This window comes from Dyella lutea, from assembly GCF_024158035.1.
Classification (GTDB): Bacteria; Pseudomonadota; Gammaproteobacteria; order Xanthomonadales; family Rhodanobacteraceae; genus Dyella_A; species Dyella_A lutea.
In genome coordinates this window covers 1472800-1493041 of sequence record NZ_JAMZEK010000001.1, presented here as the reverse complement: position 1 = coordinate 1493041, position 20242 = coordinate 1472800, and the positions used below count along the sequence as shown (strand labels likewise).

At 67.4% G+C, this 20242-nt stretch carries 14 protein-coding genes; 10 read left to right on the top strand and 4 right to left on the bottom strand.

Features of this window, described 5'->3' with window-relative positions; all coding sequences use genetic code 11:
• The first annotated feature begins 23 nt into the window (after positions 1-23).
• The 4 genes from NC595_RS06530 (at position 24) to NC595_RS06515 (ending at position 8310) form a co-directional block, all read left to right on the top strand.
• Positions 24-1601 (top strand): alpha-amylase family glycosyl hydrolase, encoded by a 1578-nt coding sequence (locus tag NC595_RS06530; protein ID WP_253565497.1) that lies wholly within the window; start codon positions 24-26, stop codon positions 1599-1601.
• Positions 1602-1636: 35 nt separating this feature from the next.
• The gene (locus NC595_RS06525; RefSeq protein WP_425493073.1) at positions 1637-4018 is read left to right on the top strand and encodes a glycoside hydrolase family 31 protein; all 2382 of its coding nucleotides are present in this window, start codon (positions 1637-1639) and stop codon (positions 4016-4018) included.
• A gap of 134 nt (positions 4019-4152) precedes the next feature.
• Positions 4153-6186 (top strand): glycoside hydrolase family 13 protein, encoded by a 2034-nt coding sequence (locus NC595_RS06520; protein WP_253565494.1) that lies wholly within the window; start codon positions 4153-4155, stop codon positions 6184-6186.
• A 114-nt stretch (positions 6187-6300) separates the two neighbouring features.
• Positions 6301-8310: a glycoside hydrolase family 13 protein gene (locus NC595_RS06515; RefSeq protein WP_253565492.1), complete on the top strand. Its 2010-nt coding sequence runs from the start codon at positions 6301-6303 to the stop codon at positions 8308-8310.
• Between the two features lie 55 nt (positions 8311-8365).
• Here the strand turns inward: NC595_RS06515 and NC595_RS20440 are convergent, their stop codons facing one another.
• A complete protein-coding gene (locus NC595_RS20440; protein ID WP_289623582.1) occupies positions 8366-9049 on the bottom strand; it encodes a LuxR family transcriptional regulator in 684 nt (227 codons plus the stop codon).
• A gap of 484 nt (positions 9050-9533) precedes the next feature.
• On the opposite strand from NC595_RS20440, the gene NC595_RS06500 reads away from it, so the two are divergent.
• From NC595_RS06500 to NC595_RS06475, 6 genes are all read left to right on the top strand, one after another.
• Positions 9534-11741, top strand: a complete 2208-nt coding sequence (locus NC595_RS06500) for an alpha-L-rhamnosidase-related protein (protein WP_253565490.1) — start codon at positions 9534-9536, stop codon at positions 11739-11741.
• On the top strand, positions 11738-13207 hold the full coding sequence (locus NC595_RS06495; protein WP_253565488.1) for an MFS transporter: 1470 nt from the start codon (positions 11738-11740) through the stop codon (positions 13205-13207). The genes NC595_RS06500 and NC595_RS06495 overlap by 4 nt, the downstream gene beginning before the upstream one ends.
• A 133-nt stretch (positions 13208-13340) precedes the next feature.
• On the top strand, positions 13341-15032 hold the full coding sequence (locus NC595_RS06490; RefSeq protein ID WP_253565485.1) for an alpha-amylase family glycosyl hydrolase: 1692 nt from the start codon (positions 13341-13343) through the stop codon (positions 15030-15032).
• Between the two features lie 154 nt (positions 15033-15186).
• A complete protein-coding gene (locus NC595_RS06485) occupies positions 15187-15750 on the top strand; it encodes a tetratricopeptide repeat protein (protein ID WP_253565484.1) in 564 nt (187 codons plus the stop codon).
• A gap of 351 nt (positions 15751-16101) precedes the next feature.
• Entirely contained in the window at positions 16102-16440 is a 339-nt protein-coding gene (locus NC595_RS06480; RefSeq protein WP_253565482.1) for a zinc ribbon domain-containing protein YjdM, read from the top strand.
• 187 nt (positions 16441-16627) lie between these two features.
• The gene (locus NC595_RS06475; RefSeq protein ID WP_253565478.1) at positions 16628-16990 is read left to right on the top strand and encodes a hypothetical protein; all 363 of its coding nucleotides are present in this window, start codon (positions 16628-16630) and stop codon (positions 16988-16990) included.
• A 21-nt stretch (positions 16991-17011) separates the two neighbouring features.
• On the opposite strand, the gene NC595_RS06470 is transcribed toward NC595_RS06475, so the two are convergent.
• The 3 genes from NC595_RS06470 to NC595_RS06460 all read right to left on the bottom strand — a co-directional run bounded on the left by NC595_RS06470 (position 17012) and on the right by NC595_RS06460 (position 20161).
• Positions 17012-18166 carry a GGDEF domain-containing protein gene (locus NC595_RS06470; RefSeq protein ID WP_253565476.1) on the bottom strand — a complete coding sequence of 385 codons (1155 nt, stop codon included), beginning with the start codon at positions 18164-18166 and terminating at the stop codon, positions 17012-17014.
• A gap of 133 nt (positions 18167-18299) precedes the next feature.
• Positions 18300-18959, bottom strand: a complete 660-nt coding sequence (locus NC595_RS06465) for an alpha/beta hydrolase (RefSeq protein WP_253565475.1) — start codon at positions 18957-18959, stop codon at positions 18300-18302.
• 194 nt (positions 18960-19153) lie between these two features.
• Complete coding sequence (locus tag NC595_RS06460) at positions 19154-20161, bottom strand: zinc-dependent alcohol dehydrogenase family protein (protein ID WP_253565474.1); 1008 nt, start codon at positions 20159-20161, stop codon at positions 19154-19156.
• Positions 20162-20242: the final 81 nt, after the last annotated feature.

The window sequence follows — 20242 nt, the reverse complement described above, 5'->3', positions numbered from 1 at the left end:
CGTCGATCGCCGGGGAGACTGCCTTGATCCGTTCCGTCACGCTCGCGTCGCTGCTCACGTCCGCCCTGCTGCTGGGTGGCTGCGCCACGGCGCCCGCTCCGCAATCCCCGGTCATGCAGGCCCATGCCCAGACCGCATCCACGCCACGCTCCGGCGTGTACTACGAGATCTTCGTGCGCAGCTGGTATGACACCAACGGCGACGGCATCGGCGATCTCAACGGTGTCACCGCCAAGCTCGACTACCTCAAGTCGCTCGGCGTGAGCGGGATCTGGCTGATGCCGATCAATCCCTCGCCGAGCTATCACGGCTACGACATCACCGACTACGAGGCGATCAACCCGCAGTACGGCACGATGGCCGACTTCGAGCATCTGCTGGCCGAGGCCCACAAGCGCGGCATCAAGGTGATCATCGACCTGGTGATCAACCACACCAGCAACCAGCATCCGTGGTTCCTCGCCGCGCAGGACCCGCACGATCCGCACCACGACTGGTACAGCTGGGCCACTCCGGCCACCGACCTCTCCGCCCACAGTGCCGCTGGCGACAAGGCGTGGCAGGCGCTGCCGGATGGCCGTCATTACCTGGGTATCTTCTCCCCGGGCATGCCCGACCTGAACTACGACAACCCCGCCGTGCGCCAGGCGATGGTCGACGTCGGCCGGTTCTGGTCGCGCAAGGGCGTGGACGGTTTCCGGCTGGACGCCGCGCGCCACATCTACCTGAACTTCCAGTCGCAGGAAGGCGACCCGGACGTTCTCAGGGAAAACCTCACCTGGTGGCGGCAATTCATGCGCGGCGTGCGTGCGGTGAATCCGGACACCTACGTGGTCGGCGAGGTCACCGAGAGCAGCTGGCAGCAGCTCGCCCCGTGGTACGGCGCGCTCAGCGCGGTGTTCGACTTCCCGCTCGCCACGCGGCTGGTCGACGCGGCGCGCAGCGGCCAGGCCGGCGACCTCGCCGAACGGCTGCAGCAGCGCTATGCCGGCTTCGCCGCCAGCGCCGGCCATGCGGGCGCCGACGCACCGTTCCTTTCCAACCACGACCAGAACCGCGTGATGAGCCAGCTCGACGGCGACGCGGCGCACATGCGCATGGCCGCGGCGATGTTGCTCACCCTGCCCGGCCATCCGTTCGTCTACTACGGCGAGGAACTGGGCATGCGCGGGGTCAAGCCCGATCCCGACCTGCGCGAGCCGATGCGCTGGGAACGCAGCCCGCACGCTGCCGGCGAAACCACCTGGAAGCCCAGCACGTCGGGCGACGGTCCGGACGTGTCGGTGCAGGCCGAACTGGCCGACCCCGGCTCGCTGCTGGCCGACTACCGCATGCTGATCCACTGGCGCCATCAGGTCAGCGCCCTGCGCGACGGCGCGCTGACCGCATTCGCCAGCGGCAACACCCATGTGGTCGGCTGGCAGCTGCGGGATGCGCATTCGCGCGTGCTGGTGCTGCACAACCTGTCCGGCCAGCCGCAATCGGTGGCGCTCGGCGCCGGCTCGCCGTTCCGCGCGATCGGCCTGGCCAGTCGCGACGGTGCGCAGCTGCACGATGGCCGTATCGATCTTCCCCCCGACACCTCGGTGGTGCTCGAGTAAGCACGCCGATGGTCGCCCCGCTCCACGTACAGAGGATGTCCGCCTTGACCCGTCGCCTTCAACGCACGCTCGCCCCGCTGGCCCTGCTCGGCCTGATGCTCACCCCGCTGGCCAGCGCCATCGCCGCGACCACCGCACCGGCCACGGTGACCGGCGGGCAGTTGCAGATCCCGCTCGGCGCCGACCGCGTGACCGTGGATTTCGTCGCGCCGGACGTGGTGCACGTGCACTACCTGCCCGGCGGCAAGAGCGGGCCGGCGACCCTGGTGCTCGATCCCAAGGCGCCGAACGCGCCGCTCGCCGACGTGCATGTGAAGAACGAAAAGGACGCGATCACGCTGTCCACCGATGCCGCCAGCGTCCGCTACGACCGTCGCCACGGCACGCTGCGCATCGATGCCCCCGGCCACGCGGGACTGCTGACCCAGGCCGACCTCGCCTCGCTGCGCAGCGGCGGCTTCACGCTGGACCACGCGGCGAGCGATCCGCTCTACGGCATCGGCGGCTATACCGCCTTCCAGGACGACGTCAGCGCCGGCCTGCTGCGCGACGGCAAGCAGAAGATCATGGCCGGCGAGCAGGGTCACGCCGGCGCCCCCCTGGTGTGGAGCAGCGCCGGCTACGCCGTGCTGGTGGACACCCTCGGCGGCCAGTTCAATCTCGCGCACGGTCGCATCCAGGCCAGCGGCAGCTCGCGCAAGGACACCGACTACTACCTGATCGTCGGCGCACCGAAGACGATCTTCCGCGCCGTGGCCGACCTCAGCGGCCACTCGCAGCTGTTCCCGAAATGGGCGATGGGCTTCACCAACAGCCAGTGGGGCATCGACGAGAAGGAGCTGCTGTCGATCGTCGACACCTACCGGGCGAAGCACATCCCGATCGACAACTTCACGCTGGACTTCGACTGGAAGGCCTGGGGCGAGGATTGGGGCGAATTCCGCTGGAACCAGACCAAGTTCCCCGACGGCCCGGACGGCAAGCTGAAGCAGATGCTCGACGCCCGCGGCATGCATCTCACCGGCATCATGAAGCCGCGCGTGCACGTGGACACGGTCGAGGGCCGCTATGCCACCGCGCATGATTTCTGGTCGCCGGCCAGCAAGGTCGGCCCGGACTACTTCTCGAAGAAGCCGATCCGCGAGCTGGATTTCGACAAGCCCGCGGTCCGTGCGTGGTTCTTCAACGACCACCTCAAGCACTCGTTCGACACCGGCATGATCGGCTGGTGGAACGACGAGGCCGACGATATCGGCAGCGACACCCAGTTCACCAACATGGAGCGCTCGCTCTACGACGGCCAGCGCGCCTATTCGCCACTGCGCGTGTGGTCGATCAACCGCAACTTCTACCTAGGCGCACAGCGCTACGCCTACGCCATGTGGTCCGGCGACATCGCCACCGGTTTCCACAGCATGGCCGGCCAGCGCGCGCGCATGCTCAGCGCGATCAACGTGGGCGCGATGCAGTGGGGCATGGATGGCGGCGGCTTCAGCCACGGCACGCCGACGCCGGAGAACTACGCGCGCTGGATCGAGTTCGGCGCGTTCACGCCGATCTTCCGCGTGCACGGCGAGTTCGGCCAGAAGCGCCAGCCCTGGGTCTACGGCCCGGTGGCGGAAAAGGCCGCCACCGCGGCGATCCGCCTGCGCTATGCGCTGCTGCCTTACATCTACAGCTACGAGCACACCCGCCACGTCAGCGGCGTGGGCCTGGTGCGGCCGCTGGTGTTCGACTGGCCGAACGACCCGAAGGTGCGCAACGACGTCGCCTCGTGGATGTTCGGCGAGGGCCTGCTGGTCTCGCCGGTGGTCGACGAGGGCCAGACGACCAAGACGATCTACCTGCCTGCCGGGCACTGGACCGGTTGGTTCGACGGCAAGACATATGCCGGCGGCCAGAGCATCACCGTGCCGGTCGACGCGAAAGGCTGGAGCGACATCCCGCTGTTCGTGCGCGCCGGCGCGATCATCCCGATGCAGCCGGTGATGGACTACGTCGGTCAGCACCCGGTGCCCGAAGTGACGGTGGAAGCGTTTCCGGCGAACGAGGCGACGCACTTCACCTACTACGACGACCAGGGCGACGACTACGCCTACGAGCACGGCGCCTATTTCGCCCAGCCGCTGACCATCCAGCGCACCGGCGAGGGTGCCACCGTAAGCACGTCGGCCGCCGAAGGCAGCTACGTGCCGCCGGTGAAGACCTATCTGTTCAAGGTGCACGGCGGCGCCGCCAGTGCCGTCACCGCGGGCGGCAAGGCAGTGCCGCGCGCCGCCAGCCTCGAAGCGCTCGAGTCCGGTCAACAGGAAGGCTGGACCACCGGCACCGACCGCTTCGGCGCCGTCACCTACATCCGCGTGCCTGCGGCCCAGGCACGGCAGTTCGCATTGGTTTGGGGGCACGCGCCGGAGTAAGTCCGGCCACGTCCCAGCGGAGGGAGTTGTCGACATGAGCATCGGGCGTCCCCGGGGGAGACGCCCGACGGGGTCGCTTGCTCCCGATTTGTCCCGGCCATGACGACTGGGATCACCTTCGGAGGAGAAAGTCGATGTTCGCAAAGACCAGGTTCCCGCACCACCGGCGCCCGCAGCAGGTCCGCCACACTCTCCCGCTCGCGCTGGCAGCGATATTGGCCGGCATCTGCGCAGCCCCCTCGGCAAGGGCTGCATCGAACGACAACAACGTGGAGTGGAACGGCCTGTTCCACGACCAGGGGCCCTTGTTCGACAACCACGTCGAACCCACCGCCAGCCAGTCCGTGACGCTGACCTTCCGCACCTTCAAGGGCGACGTCACCGGCGTCAACATCAAGTACTACGACAGCGCCGACAGCCAGTTCCATGTCGTCGCCATGCACTGGGCATCGAACGATCCGACCGGCGTGTTCGATTACTGGCAGGGCACGATCCCGGCCTCAAGCTCGGAGAAGTACTACCGCTTCCAGGTCACCGACGGCACCGCCACCGCCTGGTACAACGCGGCGGGCATCACCTCGTCGGAACCCAGCTCCGGCGACTTTTTCATCATCCCGGGCTTCACCACGCCGTCGTGGATGAAGAACGGCGTGATGTACCAGATCTTCCCGGACCGCTTCTACAACGGAAACACCGGCAACGACGTCACCAATGGTCAGTACACCTACTCCGGCTGCGCCACCGAGCAGCACTCCTGGGGCTCGAGCGTCTACGCCAACGTGAGTGGCTGCAACACGGCGGTGTTCTTCGGCGGCGATCTCGCAGGCGTCGACCAGAAGCTCGGCTACATCAAGAACACGCTCGGCGCGAACATCATCTACCTCAACCCGATCTTCCTCTCGCCGAGCAACCACAAGTACGACACCGAGGACTACATGACGGTGGATCCGGCGTTCGGCAGCAACAGCACGCTGCAGACGCTCAGCGCCGACATCCACTCCACCAGCAACGGGCCGAAGGGCTATCTGGTCCTCGACGGCGTGTTCAACCACACCGGCGACACGCACAAGTGGTTCGACCGCTACAACTGGTGGACCAGCATCACCGGCGCGTACGAGTCGCAGTCCAGCCCGACCTACGGCTACTACACCTTCCAGAGCTGGCCGAACACCTACTCGGCGTTCTTCGGCTTCTCCTCGATGCCGAAGCTCGACTACGGCGTCAGCGGCTCGGCCGTGCGCAACGCAATCTACGGTTCGTCGACCTCGGTGGTGAAGACCTACCTGAAGTCACCCTACTCGATCGACGGCTGGCGCCTGGATGCCGCGCAGTACCTCGACGCCGGTGGCAATGGCGGCAGCGACGCCACCAACCATCAGATCATGGCCGAGCTGCGCACCGCGGTGAAATCGGTCAACGCCAACGCCGACATCCTCGGCGAGTTCTGGGGCAATGCCGGCCCGTGGACCGACAACGGTACCGAGTGGGACGGCGCGATGAACTACGACGGCTTCACCCAGCCGGTCTCGGAGTGGATCACCGGCCAGGACTACTCGGGCAACAGCGCCTCGATCCCGGTGTCGCAGTTCGACAGCTGGCTGCACGGCACGCGGGCCAACTACCCGACCAACGTGCAGCAGGTGATGAGCAACTTCCTGTCCAGCCACGACATCACCCGCTTCGGCAACCGCGCCGGCGGCGACATCTGGAAGACCTACCTCGCGCTGTTCTTCCAGATGACCTATGTCGGCACGCCGACCATCTACTACGGCGACGAGTACGGCATGCAGGGCGGCGCCGATCCGGACAACCGTCGCACCTTCGACTGGACCGTCGGCACCTCGACCAACAGCGCCGTGGCCCTGGCCCACAAGCTGATCGCCATCCGCAACGCCTACCCGGCGCTGCGTACCGGGTCGTTCATGACCCTGCTCACCGACGACACCAACAAGCTCTACGCCTATGGTCGCTTCGACGCCAGCAGCCGCATCGCGGTGGCGCTCAACAACGACAGCGCCTCGCACTCGATCACCGTGCCGGTGTGGCAGCTGAGCATGGCCAACGGCAGCACGGTGACCGAGCTGATCTCCGGCACCCAGTACACGGTACAGAACGGCGCGGTCACGCTGACCGTCAACGGCCACTACGGCGCGATCCTGGCGCAATGACGCCACGACCCCGCGGCGGCACCGGCCGTCGCGGTTTTCCGGGCACCGGCGGCGGGGGTCGTCGGTGCCATGACCCGGGCGCGGGGGCGCCCGGTCCTGCTAGGGGGAAACACCATGCACATGCAGACGCATCAGGGACGGCGCCGCCTGCGCGCCGTGGCGCTGGGACTGGCCCTGGGCCTCGCCGGACTCTCCGGTCGGGTCCATGCCGCCAGCAACGACAACAACGTGGAGTGGAACGGCCTGTTCCACGACCAGGGCCCGCTGTTCGACAGCGCGCCCGAGCCCACCGCCACGCAGCCGGTGATGCTGACCTTCCGCACCTTCAAGGGCGACATCACCAGCGCCAACATCAAGTACTACGACAGCGGCGATGGCCAGTTCCACTGGGTGCCGATGCACTGGGCGCGCAACGACGCCACCGGCACCTTCGACTACTGGCAGGGCACGATTCCGGCCTCCGGCTCGGAGAAGTACTACCGCTTCCAGATCAACGACGGCAGCAAGACCGTCTGGTACAACGCACAGGGCATCTGGGACAGCGAGCAGCCGTTCGGCGATTTCTTCATCGTCCCCGGCTTCAAGACGCCTGACTGGATGAAGAACGGCGTGATGTACCAGATCTTCCCGGACCGCTTCTACGACGGCGACCGCCACAACGACATCCGGACCGGCGAGTACTGCTACAAGGGCCACTGCACCGAGAAGCACGCCTGGGGCACCAGCGTGTTCGCCTCGCCCGGCGGCGACAACAACCTGGTGTTCTTCGGCGGCGACCTGGCCGGCATCGACAGGAAGCTCGGCTACATCAAGCGCACCGTCGGCGCGGACATCCTCTACCTCAACCCGATCTTCCTGGCGCCCACCGTGCACAAGTACGACGTGGCCGACTACTACCAGGTGGACCCGGCCTTCGGCACCAATGGCGAGCTGCACGAGCTGATCGAAAACATCCACCGCCGGGGCAACGGTCCGCGTGGACGCATCATCCTCGACGGCGTGTTCAACCATACCGGCGACACCAACAGGTGGTTCGACAAGTACGGCGACTGGCCGACGCCGGGGGCCTACGAGTCGCAGTCCAGCCCGTGGTACGGCTACTACACGTTCCAGCAATGGCCCAACACATACAGCAGCTTCTTCGGCTACGACACGCTGCCGAAGCTGGACTACGGTGCTTCCGGATCGGCGGTGCGCCAGGCGATCTACGGCTCGCGCCATTCGGTGGTGCAGACCTACCTCGGGCCGAAGTGGCGGATCGACGGCTGGCGGCTGGATGCCGCCGAGTACCTCGACGCCGGCGGCAACGGCGGCGACGACGACACCAACCACCAGATCATGCGCGAGCTGCGCCAAGCGGTGAAGTCGGTCAATCCCGATGCCGAGATCCTCGGCGAGTACTGGGGCGTGGCCGGTCCGTGGGTCGACAGCGGCGACCAGTGGGACGGCGCGATGAACTACAACGGCTTCACCGACCCGGTCTCGCGCTGGATCACCGGCGAGGACGAAGGCGGCAACCCGAACGCGATCGACACCACCACGTTCGACGCCTGGCTGCACGGCACCCGCGCCGACATCCCGGGCAACGTGCAGCAGACGATGACCAACTTCCTGTCCAGCCACGACATCCCGCGCTTCGCCACGCGGGCCGGCGGCGACATCTGGAAGACCTATCTGGCGCTTATCTTCCAGATGACCTATGTGGGCACGCCGACCATCTATTACGGCGACGAATACGGCATGCAGGGCGGCGCCGATCCGGACGACCGGCGCACCTTCGACTGGAGCCAGGGCTCGCTGGGCAACCGTGCGGTGGCGCTCACCCATCGCCTCACGCAGATCCGCGACGCATACCCTGCGCTGCGCACCGGCTCGTTCATGAGCTTGCTCACCGACAATGCCGACAAGCTGTACGCCTACGGCCGCTTCGACGCCACCAATCGCATCGCGGTGGCGCTCAACAACGACAGCACCACGCACGACGTGACGCTGCCGGTATGGCAGCTCAGTGTGGTCGATGGCAGCACGCTCACCGACCAGCTCACTGGCCAGCGTTACGTGGTGCAGAACGGCGAGGTGACCGTCTCGGTGCAGGGGCACTTCGGCGCGATCCTGGCGCAATGACCTGCGGGGCGGTGGCGGGTGGTGTACCCACCGCCCGCTATCGCCCTCACCCCGGTCAGAGCAGACCGAGCACCAGCGCCTTGGCCACCGCCTCGGTCTTGTTGGCGGCCCCCAGCTTGGCGATGCAGCGGTTGATGTGGAAGGTCACCGTGCGCGAGCTGATGGCCAGGATAAGGCCGATCTCGTCAGCGGTCTTGCCGGCGGCACTCCACAGCAGCACCTCGCGCTCGCGCAGGGAGAGCGGCTCCAGCAGCGCCTGGGCCACGCCCGGCAGCAGCGAGGCCATGCCGTGCATCGAGTGCGCCAGCCACAGCAGGCGCATCTCGTTCTGCTCCAGTTCGTGCGCGGACACCGGCTCGTTCCGGCGCGCCACGGTCAGCAGGCCCACCCCGCGATCGCGCCCGTGCGAGCTCACCGCCCAGCCGTGATTGATGCCGAACGAGCGAGCCTCCTCCCAGAACTCCGGCAGGCGATCGATCGAACGGTCGCTCCATACCACCGGCAGGTCGCTCGCCAGCGCCCGCTGCACCAGCGGGTCGAGTTCGAGGTAGTTCCGCTCCATGTAGCGGTCGAGCCAGGCCTGGGGATAGGTGCTGCCCCAATGGATGGCCGGCTGGGCGATCGGCAACGGCTGGCGCAGCACGTAGGAACAGTGCTCGAACCCCAGGTCGGCCGTGATGTCGCGCAAGGCCAGCACCAGCCCCTGCATCGACGGCCCGGCATCGCCAAGCCGGGCCATGCATTGCTCCCGCCACTGCCGCACCGCCCTCCCTCCACGCCGGACCCGGCGCCCTGTAAGAAATGACAGTTACATCCGGAATGGTATCCGATCTCAAATACCCACGGCCTGATTGAGCATGTGTCCGGGGTGGGAACCCCGTCGACGCCACAGGCTGCTTCGGGGGAAGGGACCAGGGACCACTCATCCACGGACGGATACCCCTCTCTTCCCGCCCCGGATCCCCTGAGCCACCTGTCGCCCCGACCGCTCGCCGCCCGGCCGGTGTCGCATGGGCACCCATGAATACGTATGCAGGCGCTGGCTGCTGCACTGCGATGCTCCCTAGCATCGGGGGGGCTCGGCCCTCAGCGGTGCGGGTGCATGTTGCGAACGCAACATGCAGGGGTCGCCACGACGTGACATACATATCCGTCGCGGTCATCGCTCGAGGAGAAATCACCATGAACCCGACCTTTCCCCACGCCGTGCGCGGGGCGTCCGCATGCTGACCACGCTGCTGGCCGCCTCGATGGCTGTCGCTACCGCGGCTCCGGCCGCGCCTGCCTGGCATGACGGCCTCGACTGGCACGGCGTACACGTGAGCATCCAGCAGGATGCCCGAGGCGCCTACACGCTGGCCTGGCCGTTCGGCCAGCGGGTGATCGGCCCGCAGGCCTTCGTCGCCGACACCGCCAGCCCGCTGTTCGACGGGCTGTACGCGATGGCACAGGACGACCTGAAGCAGGACTCGGTCACCGCGATCCGCGACGGCGCCTTCGACCATGGCCAGCCGATCCCCTGCCACTGTTTCGAGACCGGCCTGAAGTGGCCGTACGTGTGGACGCGTGACCTGTCCTACTCGATCGACCTGGGCCTGTGGCGCTTCGATGCCGACCGCGCCCGCAACGGCCTGAAATTCAAGCTTTCCGACGTGCGCGTACCCAGCGCACCGCAGGGCCTGTACGTGATGCAGGACACCGGCTCGGGCGGCAGCTGGCCGATCAGCACCGACCGCGTGGTGTGGTTCCTCGGCGCCCAGCACCTGCTGGGTGACCCGGCGTTCGCCGCCGAAGTCTATAAAGCGCTGGACGACACATTGGCGCAGGACCGCCAGTACGCCTTCGACCCACAGCTGGGCCTGTACCGCGGCGAGACCTCCTTCATGGACTGGCGCGAGCAGAGCTATCCGGCCTGGACCTTCGACGAGGTCACCTTCATCGGCCAGTCGTTCGCGCTGTCCACCAACGTGCTGCACTACCAGGCGCTGCAGATGGCCGCGACGCTGGCCCGCCAGCACGGTGATGCCAGGGCTGCCAGCCGCTACGCCGACGAGGCCCGCGCCCTGAAGGCCGCCATCAACGCCCGCTTCTGGCGTGCCGACCGCCGCATGTACATGAGCTTCATCGGCGGTGACGGCACGCCGAACGATACCTACGACCTGCTCGGCATCGCCCTGGCGGTGACCAGCGGCGTGGCCGACCCCGCGCGCGCCGCTCAGACCCTGGCCAACTACCCGACCTGGCCGGCCGGCAGCCCGGTGATGTGGCCCGAGCGGCGTGACCAGCCGATCTACCACAACCGTGCGATCTGGCCGTTCGTCAGCGCCTACGCGATGCGCGCCGCGCGCGACGTCGACCAGCCTTCGCGCATCGCCCACGAGATCGAATCGATCATGCGCGGCGCCTCGCTGTACGGCTCCAACCTGGAAAACTACGAGCTGCTGACCCAGGGCCAGCACGTCGACGAGGGCAGGCTCAGCGGGCCGGTGGTCAATTCGCCGCGCCAGCTGTGGTCAGTAGCCGCGTACATGGCGGCCGTCACCGAGGGTGTGTTCGGGCTGGAGCCGGACGGCAAGCTGGTACCCAAGCTGCCGACATCGCTGGTGCCGATGCTGTTCGGCGGACGCGACAGCATCTCGCTCGCCCTGCCCGGCCGCCATATCACGCTGACGCTGCCGAAGACCCGCACCGGCAACCTGCTGGTCGCCGAGCGCATCACCACGACGGGTGAGGCCACCACGGTGCAGCTGAAAGCGATCACCGTGAAGGACGCCCCGCTGCGCACCGACGCGCCGCTGTACGCCCCCGAAGCGCCGCCTGCACCCACGCTCACTGCCGACGGCAGGGTCTGGAAGGTGCAGGCCGACGGCGAAGTGCAGCTCTACGTCAACGGCCATCGCGCGCAGGCGATCGACGGTTCCGGCACGCTGCCGCGTACCGGAAACCTCACCTGCGTCAGCACCACCCGCATCGGCAAGGACGGGCTCGAATCACTGCACAGCCCGGCCGTCTGCGGCGACGAAGGCAAGCCGGTGGAAGACTCCTGGCCGCGCCACTGGACCGCGCCTGCCAGCGGCGACTACCGCGTGTCGCTGAACTACGTGAACGACCACGGCCCGATCAACACCGGCATCACCGCCGCGGTGAAGATACTGGCGATCCGCTGCGACGGTGCCGCCGAGCAGCGCGTGCCGATCGTGATGCCGCACAGCGTGCGCGAGCAGCGCTCGACCTGGGGCCAGTTCTCGGCAAGGGCCGGCGCGGCCTGCACGTTCACGCTGGATGACGGCTTCAACATGAGCTACCTCAGCCACTTCGCCCACTACACCGGCGGCGTGGGCGGCAGCGACGGCCCGGTCAACGCGGCCGACGTGGAGGGGATGGTGATCGCGCCGCTGGGCGCTTCCGCGGACAAGGGCCACGCACGATGAGCAAGGCAAAACCGGAACTGTCGTTCTGGCAGATCTGGAACATGTGCTTCGGCTTCCTCGGCATCCAGTTCGGCTTCGCGCTGCAGAACGCCAACGTCAGCCGCATCTTCCAGACGCTGGGCGCGAACGTGGACCAGATCCCGGTGCTGTGGATCGCCGCGCCGTTCACCGGGCTGATCGTGCAGCCGATCATCGGCTATCTGTCGGATCGCACCTGGAACCGCTTCGGCCGGCGCCGTCCGTACTTCTTCGCCGGCGCGGTGCTGGCCACGCTGGCGCTGATGGCGATGCCGAACTCGCCCACGCTGTGGGTGGCGGCCGGCCTGCTGTGGATCATGGACGCCTCGTTCAACGTGTCGATGGAGCCGTTCCGCGCCTTCGTCGGCGACCAGTTGCCGCCGAAGCAGCGGCCGCTGGGCTATGCGATGCAGAGCGTGTTCATCGGCATCGGTGCGGTGGTGGCCTCGTTCCTGCCCTACGTGCTGACCCACTTCGGCGTCGCCAACACCGCACCGGCAGGCGAAGTGCCGCACTCGGTGATGTACTCGTTCTATGCCGGTGCCGCGGTACTACTCGGCGCGATGCTGTGGACCATCCTCAGCACCCGCGAGTACCCGCCGGAGCAACTGGAATCCTTCGCCGATGCCCATGTCAACGAAGCGCCGGTCGTCGTCGGCAGCGCGTGGAAGATCGGCACGCTGTTCCTCGCGCTCGGCGCGATCCTGCTGGCGCTGATCCTGCACTACGACCTGGAGAAGGAGCTGTATCTGCTTGCCGGTGGACTGGTCGGTTTCGGCGCACTGTTCGTATGGCTCAGCCGCACCGCAAGCCAGGGGGCGCTGCGCCAGATCATGGGCGACCTGTACGGTATGCCCGGTCCGATGCGGCGGCTGAACTGGGTGCAGTTCTTCTCCTGGTTCGCCATGTTCGCGATGTGGATCAACACCACGCCCGCGGTGGCCGAGCGTTTCTACGGCAGCACCGACACCACTTCGGCCGCCTACAACGAGGGCGCGAACTGGGCCGGCGTGCTGATGGGCACCTACAACGGCGTGGGCGTGCTGGCCGCCATCGTGATCCCGCTTCTGGTGCGTGCGATCGGCCTGCGCATGAGCCACCTGGTCAACCTGTGGCTGGGCGGCATCGGCCTGCTTTCATTCCTGCTGATCCGCGATCCGCACTGGCTGGTCGCATCGATGGTCGGCGTCGGCTTCGCCTGGGCATCGATCCTGTCGCTGCCCTACGCGATGCTCTCGGACAACCTGCCCGCCGCGAAGATGGGCATCTACATGGGCATCTTCAATTTCTTCATCGTGATCCCGCAGCTGATGGCCGCCAGCGTGCTCGGCGTGCTGCTGAAGCTGTTCTTCCACAACCAGCCGATCTGGGCGCTGGGCCTGGGCGGCGCCAGCCTGCTGGTCGCCGGCCTGTGCACGCTGCGCGTGCCGCGCCCGGAAACGGCCTGATTTCGCCTGACCGCATGTAGGAGCCCGCTCGCGGGCGATGCTCTTGGCTTTTTGCTTCGATGTGGATCAGGAGCAAGAGCATCGCCCGCGAGCGGGCTCCTACAAAAAAACACCGCACCACGGAAACCGGACCATGATCGCCAAACGCCTGCTCCCCGCCCTCGTCGCCACCCTCGCCTGCGGGCTCGCCCACGCGGCCGCGCCGGCCAAGGCGCCGGTCTTCGTCGGCACGGACGCGCCGATGGCGTCCAACGCGATCTACTTCGTGCTGACCGACCGCTTCGTCGACGGCGACACCGCCAACGACCACCGCGACCAGGGCGGTGCGCATCCGACCTGGGACATCCCGGTGCCCGGTGCGCCGAAGGGCGAGAGCGCGAACATCGGCTACCTCGGCGGCGACTTCAGGGGCGTGCTGGACAACGCCGGCTACATCAAGGGCATGGGCTTCGGCGCGGTGTGGATCACCCCGATCGTCGACAACCCGGACGAGGCCTTCACCGGCGGCGACCCGGTGAGCTGGGGCTCGAAGTTCACCGACCGCGGCAAGACCGGCTACCACGGCTACTGGGGCGTGAACTTCTACAAGGTCGACGAGCACCTGCCAAGCAAGGATCTCGACTATCGCCAGTTCACTGCAGGCATGCACGAGGCCGGCCTGAAGGTGGTCCAGGACATCGTTCTCAACCACGGCTCGCCGGCCTTCACCATGCCGGTGAAGCAGCCGCAGTTCGGGCAGATCTTCGACCGGGACGGAAAGCTCGTCGCCGACGAGCAGAACCTGCCGCCGTACCAGCTGGACCCGGTGCGCAACCCGCTGCACCGCTTCTACCACGCGTACGACGACCTGGTGCAGCTGTCCAACAACGACGACCAGAATCCGGCCGTGCTCGACTACTTCGTCGGCGCCTACCTGCAGTGGATCGACCAGGGCAGCGATGCGTTCCGCATCGACACCATCAGCCACATGTCGACCACGTTCTGGAAGCAATTCAGCGCGCGCATCCGTGCCAAGCACCCGGGCTTCTTCATGTACGGCGAGGCGTTCGACTACAGCCCGGACAACATCGGCAAGTTCACCTGGCCACAGAACGGCGGCATCAGCGTGCTCGACTTCCCGCTACGCGGACGACTGGGCGAGGTGTTCGAGCACCCGCACAGCGACTACGCGCAGATCCTGGACCGTCTCTACCTCACCAATGGCCCGTACCAGAACCCGTACGAGCTGGTGACCTTCTACGACAACCACGACATGGCGCGGCTCAACGCCAGCGACGACGGCTTCATCGACGCCAACAACTTCCTGTTCACCGCCCGCGGCATCCCGGCGATCTACTACGGCTCGGAGATCGGCTTCGAACGCGGCAAGGCCGAGCACGAGGGCAACCGCAACTACTTCGGCCAACAGCGCATCGACAATGCGCCGAAGAGCCCGATCTACCAGCACCTCAAGCGCATCGCCATGCTGCGCGCGAAGATGCCGGCGCTGCAGCGCGGCCTGATGCTGCCGATCCGCTTCGCCGGCCAGCAGGCGTCGTTCTACCGCGTCTACCAGCAGGGCAAGGTCCACCAGATCGCGCTGGTGCTGCTGAACAAGGGCGACCAGCCGGCCGACTTCAAGGTCGGCCAGTGGCTGCAGTCGGGCACGTGGCAGCCGCTGCTCGGCGACGGGCCGCCGGTCGCCATCGGCGATGGCGGCATGCTCGACGCCACCGTCGGTCCGCACGACGTGCAGGTCTACCTGCTCGATGCGCGCGTCCGCCGTGCCGACCTGCTGGCCGAGCTGACCCGGCTGCAGGAAGAGCGTGGGCATCCGGCCCGGTGACACGGCATGCCGGAAATCGCCTTCCGGAGTGACAGCCAAACCCTCTTCATCACGCCATGCGGCGGCCGCAGAATGCGGTAGAACCCGGGCAACCGATGACCCGTAACCATCGCCGCCGGCGCGGCGATGGCCTCTGCCAGCGAAAGGAGTCGCTATGCGTTTCGTCGTACCTGTCCTTCTCGGCTGCATGCTCGTTCCAGCAATCGCATCTGCAGAGGACCTTGGCCTTTGCTACCGCGGCTGGGATGCCACCGAAGCCGGTCAACACCAGCGCGCCATTGAGCTTTTCCGCGCGTGCATCAAGGAAGGCCACCTGCAGCAGGCGTCACTGGCGCAGACCTATCGAAACATCGGCATTGCCTATCGGCGCAATCATCAGCCTGCTGAGGCCGTCACCGCGTTCAACCAGTCGATCGCTCTGCATCCGGCGGATGTGGAGGAGGATTACATCAACCGCGGCAATGCGTACGACGATCTCGGCGAGACAGCCCACGCCTTGGCCGACTACTCCAAAGCACTGGCTATCGCGCCGGCCAATGGCGAGGCCCACTACAACCGCGGCATTTCCTATGAGCGTATCCGGGCGTTCGACAAAGCGCGCGCTGACTTCATTGCGGCGTACCAGGCGGGGCTGAGGACCGATCTGCTGTTCGAGCGCCTGAAAAGCTATGGGCTCGTCGAGACCAACCCTCACCCCGCGCCTTCACCGGTCCAATAACCAGGCTGGCTCGCCGAGGAGCTCACAGTCCGTCAAGAACCGGACTTTCCTGAACTTCAGCTCAGTCAGGTATCGGTCTTGTCGCGGTCTACCGGGGCCCCTCCCATCCACGCGGGCGAGCCATCGTTCCCGCCCCGTTCTACCGGACGAGCAGCGCCGCTGTGCGACTGTTCCGATCCTGCGTCGACCCAAGGCGCGGTCCCTGCCGCACCTTCCGTGTTCCGGGAGGGTGCCCGGAGCACCGGGCGTCCCGGCGGCCGCCGGCTTGTGGGCATGCGGAGCCTCCGCCCATACTCCATGCCCCGGCCAGCCCCGCGCCGTGCCCCTGCCCCGTCCGACGAGCCCCGCCCGATGAGTACCCTCCCGCCCTGTCCGCAATGCCAGTCCGCCTATACCTACGAGGACCGCAACCTGCTGGTCTGCCCCGAGTGCGGCCATGAGTGGACCGCGGGCGAACCCACTGCGGGGGCCGACACGCGCGTGGTGCGCGACGCGAACGGCAACGTGCTCAACGACGGGGACACCATCACCGTGATCAAGGACCTGAAAGTGAAAGGCTCCTCGCTGGTGGTGAAGGTCGGCACCAAGGTCAAGAACATCCGCCTCGTCGAGGGCGATCACGACATCGACTGCAAGATCGACGGCATCGGCCCGATGAGCCTCAAATCGGAGTTCGTAAGGAAGGCCTAGTCGCGACACGGATGCCGTCTGTGCACCATGTCGTCGCCCGCGCCGTTTCCTGCGAACTCGGTGGCGTGCCGGTCCTAGCAGTGACCTCACCGGATCGGGAATCCGCGCGCGAACATCCCCTGGAATCGGGCATCCCGTGCGTGGCGAGGTGCCCGCACGAAGCCCTGGCATCGAGCAACCGCAAGCCATGACCGACTACCGCGTCAAGTTCGACTTCGTTGTCCATTTCACCAACGGCGGCAGCCTGTCCGCGCAGGATTTCCGGCTCGACATCCCCGGCCGGGACATCGCGGACGATGCACTGGCCGCATACCTGATCCAGGACATGCGCCTGCTGATGGCCGGCCGCGTCGACATCGCCAACAAGCAGATCATCGCCGAACCCCACAAGCGCGGCGCGATCGCCATCGACGGACTGCCCCGCACCACCGTCGACCTCACCCGCGGTCAGCTCTCGGCAGCCGACCTGCTGGCCCTGGCGAAGGAACTGCCACTGCGTGTGGTGGCTGCGGATGGCGAAAGCTACAAGCTGGCCCGGCTGGTGGTCTGACGATCGCCCGGGACGGGCGATTCAGCCCTGCACCACGCGGTTGCGCCCGCCACGCTTGGCCGCGTACAGGGCGTGATCGGCCCGTCGCACCAGCCCCTCGAAACTCTCGTTGCCCTGCCATGGTCCGGTGGCGATGCCCACGCTGGTGGTGACGCCCACGTCGCCGACCTGGCTGGGCACCGGGCTGCCGGCCACGAGTGCGCGGATCTGCTCGCCGACCGTGCCGGCCTGACTGCCGGCGGCGGTCCATATCAGCATGAACTCCTCGCCACCGGTGCGGGCCACCAGGTCGCCCGGACCGGACCCCGCGTGCAGGCGACGTGCGACTTCGGCCAGCACCTCGTCACCCACCTGATGGCCGAAGCGGTCGTTGATTCCCTTGAATTCGTCCAGGTCCAGCACCGCCACTGCCATGTCGGGACGGGCGTGCTGGGGTATCGGTGCCTGCATGATCCGCTCCAGCCGGGAGCGCAGGCCGCGCCGGTTGAGCAGACCGGTGAGCGGATCGAAATCGGCCAGCTTCGCCAGCTCGTCGCGCAACGAGCTGTTTACCAGTACCAGCATCGCGAAACCCTCGGCCACCACCAGCAGCAGGGTGGCCATCAGCCAGTGTTCGTTGGCCACGTTGAGCCGCGCCGTCGACATGCCGATGGGCAACACCGAGACAGCGCGGGCCAGCGCGACCAGGGCCGCGGCACCGAGCACCGCACCCATCAGCCCCAGCGCGCCACTCCCGCCGGACCGGCGCGCCTGCCACGCGAGCCACGCGGCCCGTGCCATCGCAAGGCCAGCGACGGCCTGGGTGACCGACAGCGACCACCACAGGGTCTGCCCGGTCGCGAGCAGGGTGAAGGAAAACACTGCCACTGCAGCAAACACCGCGGCGATGCCGAGCCATGAAATGCGCAGCCCCAGAAAAGCCCGCATGCCGGCGAGCACCAGCAACGCCTGCAACACGCCCCCGAGGTGTCCGGGCGGCTTCGATGCCTGCACGCCCCACAGCTCGGTGATCTCCGGCCGGATCGCCTGGCTGAGCAGCGATGCCATGAACGCGCCCGACCACAACCACAAACCCGGCTTGCGGGTGGTCCAGCCGCCTGCCAGCGTGAACAATGCGGTCAACCCGGACAACGCCAGGTAGACGCTGAGCAGTGTGTCGGTATCGAGCGGTCCCAAGCCATGTCCCCCAGGTCGGGTACCGGCATCATGCCTGCAGTTTAGCGGCGAAGGGAGCCGGGAGGCGCCGCCTCGTGCGGTAGGCAAGCTCCACTCCCTCGCCGCGACCGGCGACCTGGCCGGCCTGTGGCACCTAGTGACCCAGACTGCGCAGAAAGGCCTCGAAGCTCTCGAGGTTGTCCGCGTAGCCTGCCGGGTCGCGCGCTTCGACCAGGGTCGATGCTCCGTGGACGCCGGCCCTGGGACGGTAGTCCGTGATGTTGTCGCCGTGCGCCTTCCGCAATACCTCGGCCACGTTGCCGGCCTCGGCCGGGTCGGTGGTGATGTAGAACGGGACCGTCACCTTGGCCGCCGCGTCCTTGATCAGGTCCTTGTCGGCGAAGTACTCCCCCGGAGAGAAGCTGGCGATGGCCGTGAGCCCCGGCGGATGGCGGGCGGCCAGCAGGATCACCAGCGCCGACGAATAGGAACTGCCGACCGCCACGATGGTGGCGTAGTGCCGCTCCCGCGCCCAGGCCAGTGCGGCATCCAGGTCGGGTGCGGCATCCAGGTAACCGGCGGACGGGCCCAGTGCCTGCACCGTCTGGTTGTGGCCGCCGAACAGGTCGCCACCGGAGCGCTGGTCGATCGCCAGCGTGTCGTAGCCGAGTCGGTTCAGCCGGGCGATCAGCGGGTCGTATTCGTGGCGACTGCCGCGGGCCTGGTGGAACAGCAGCAGCACTTTGTCGTTGTGCGGCCGGGCCGGGCTCAGCGTGCCGAAGACACTCACGCCATCGGCGGCGCGCAAGGTCACGGCCTCGCCGGCGAAAGCCGGACAGCACCTCACAAGAAGAAGCAGGACACCGATGAGACGGGCGGTGCGTGCGTGCATGGACGGGCCTCCGTAATGCGTCGGGATCGATCCGCTACCGCCGGCGGCGGTGGGCAGCGCCGAACTTACCCCAGTTGGCGTGGCACCGGCTCGCCCGCCCCCAGCCATCCGCGGCCTCAGCCGGCCACGGTGACCACCACCTTGCCGTTCGCAGCGCCCTCCTCGATCAGGCGGTACGCCTGCTCCGCCGCCGCGAGCGAGAACTCGCGCCGATCCAGGCGGGTGCGCAGCTGGCCCCGGTCGGCCAGCCGGGTCGCCTCGCGCAGGATCTCGCCGTGGTGCGCGCGCCCCTCGCCGGTGAGCAACGGGCGCAGGGTGAACACGCCCGAATACGTGGCGGCCCGGAACGACAGCGGCGCGAGCGCATGCGTGCCCCAGCCCAGCGCGCTGACCACGTGGCCGTGGTACGGCTTTACCGCCTCGAACGAGGCATCCAGGGTCGCGCTGCCGACGGTGTCGTAGACGATGTCGAAACCCTCGCCGCCGGTGTGCGCCTGCACGTAGTCGGTCACGTCCGTAGTGCGGTAGTCGATCGCCCTGGCGCCGTAGCCTTCGATCGCCTCCCGGCTTTCGGCAGCGCCGGTGGCGAACACCTGCGCACCGTGGGCCTGCGCCAACTGCACCGCCAGATGCCCCACGCCACCCGCACCGCCATGCACCAGCACGCGCTGGCCGGCACGCACGCGGGCGCGGTCGAGCAGCCCCTCGTAGGCGGTGATGAAACCCAGCGGCAGCGCCGCCGCCTGGCGCATCGAGAACGATGCCGGCTTGCGCGCCAGCAAGCGGGCATCGACTGCGGCGTATTCGGCCAGCGAACCCTGCACGCCGCCGACGCCGCCGGTCATGCCGTAGACCTCTTCGCCGACGCTCCAGCCATCGACGTCGGGACCAACGGCGACCACCGTGCCGGCCAGGTCGATGCCGAGCACGGCCGGCAGTGGATGGCGTGCATGGGCGGCCTTGCCGGCGCGGATCTTGGTGTCCAAAGGATTGAGGCCGGCGGCGGCCACGCGCACCAGCACCTGGCCCGGGCCGGGCACCGGCACGGCGAGGTCCACGAGGCGCAGCGGGGTGTCGATCTGTTCGGCGACGGCGGCTTGCATGGTGTCGGGAATCGGGTTCATGGCGAGGTCTCCATCAGGAAGGTGGAAGCCATGGTGGACCCGATATACATGCATGGAAATCGACGTTTTAGTTTTCCATCC

Excerpts from the sequence above, each read along its gene's own strand:
- NC595_RS06525 (WP_425493073.1), top strand. The coding sequence starts at position 1,637 with ATGTCCGCCTTGACCCGTCGCCTTCAACGCACGCTCGCCCCGCTGGCC.
- NC595_RS06520 (WP_253565494.1), top strand. The coding sequence starts at position 4,153 with ATGTTCGCAAAGACCAGGTTCCCGCACCACCGGCGCCCGCAGCAGGTC.
- NC595_RS06515 (WP_253565492.1), top strand. The coding sequence starts at position 6,301 with ATGCACATGCAGACGCATCAGGGACGGCGCCGCCTGCGCGCCGTGGCG.
- NC595_RS20440 (WP_289623582.1), bottom strand. The coding sequence starts at position 9,049 with ATGGCCCGGCTTGGCGATGCCGGGCCGTCGATGCAGGGGCTGGTGCTG.
- NC595_RS06500 (WP_253565490.1), top strand. The coding sequence starts at position 9,534 with ATGCTGACCACGCTGCTGGCCGCCTCGATGGCTGTCGCTACCGCGGCT.
- NC595_RS06495 (WP_253565488.1), top strand. The coding sequence starts at position 11,738 with ATGAGCAAGGCAAAACCGGAACTGTCGTTCTGGCAGATCTGGAACATG.
- NC595_RS06490 (WP_253565485.1), top strand. The coding sequence starts at position 13,341 with ATGATCGCCAAACGCCTGCTCCCCGCCCTCGTCGCCACCCTCGCCTGC.
- NC595_RS06485 (WP_253565484.1), top strand. The coding sequence starts at position 15,187 with ATGCGTTTCGTCGTACCTGTCCTTCTCGGCTGCATGCTCGTTCCAGCA.
- NC595_RS06480 (WP_253565482.1), top strand. The coding sequence starts at position 16,102 with ATGAGTACCCTCCCGCCCTGTCCGCAATGCCAGTCCGCCTATACCTAC.
- NC595_RS06475 (WP_253565478.1), top strand. The coding sequence starts at position 16,628 with ATGACCGACTACCGCGTCAAGTTCGACTTCGTTGTCCATTTCACCAAC.
- NC595_RS06460 (WP_253565474.1), bottom strand. The coding sequence starts at position 20,161 with ATGAACCCGATTCCCGACACCATGCAAGCCGCCGTCGCCGAACAGATC.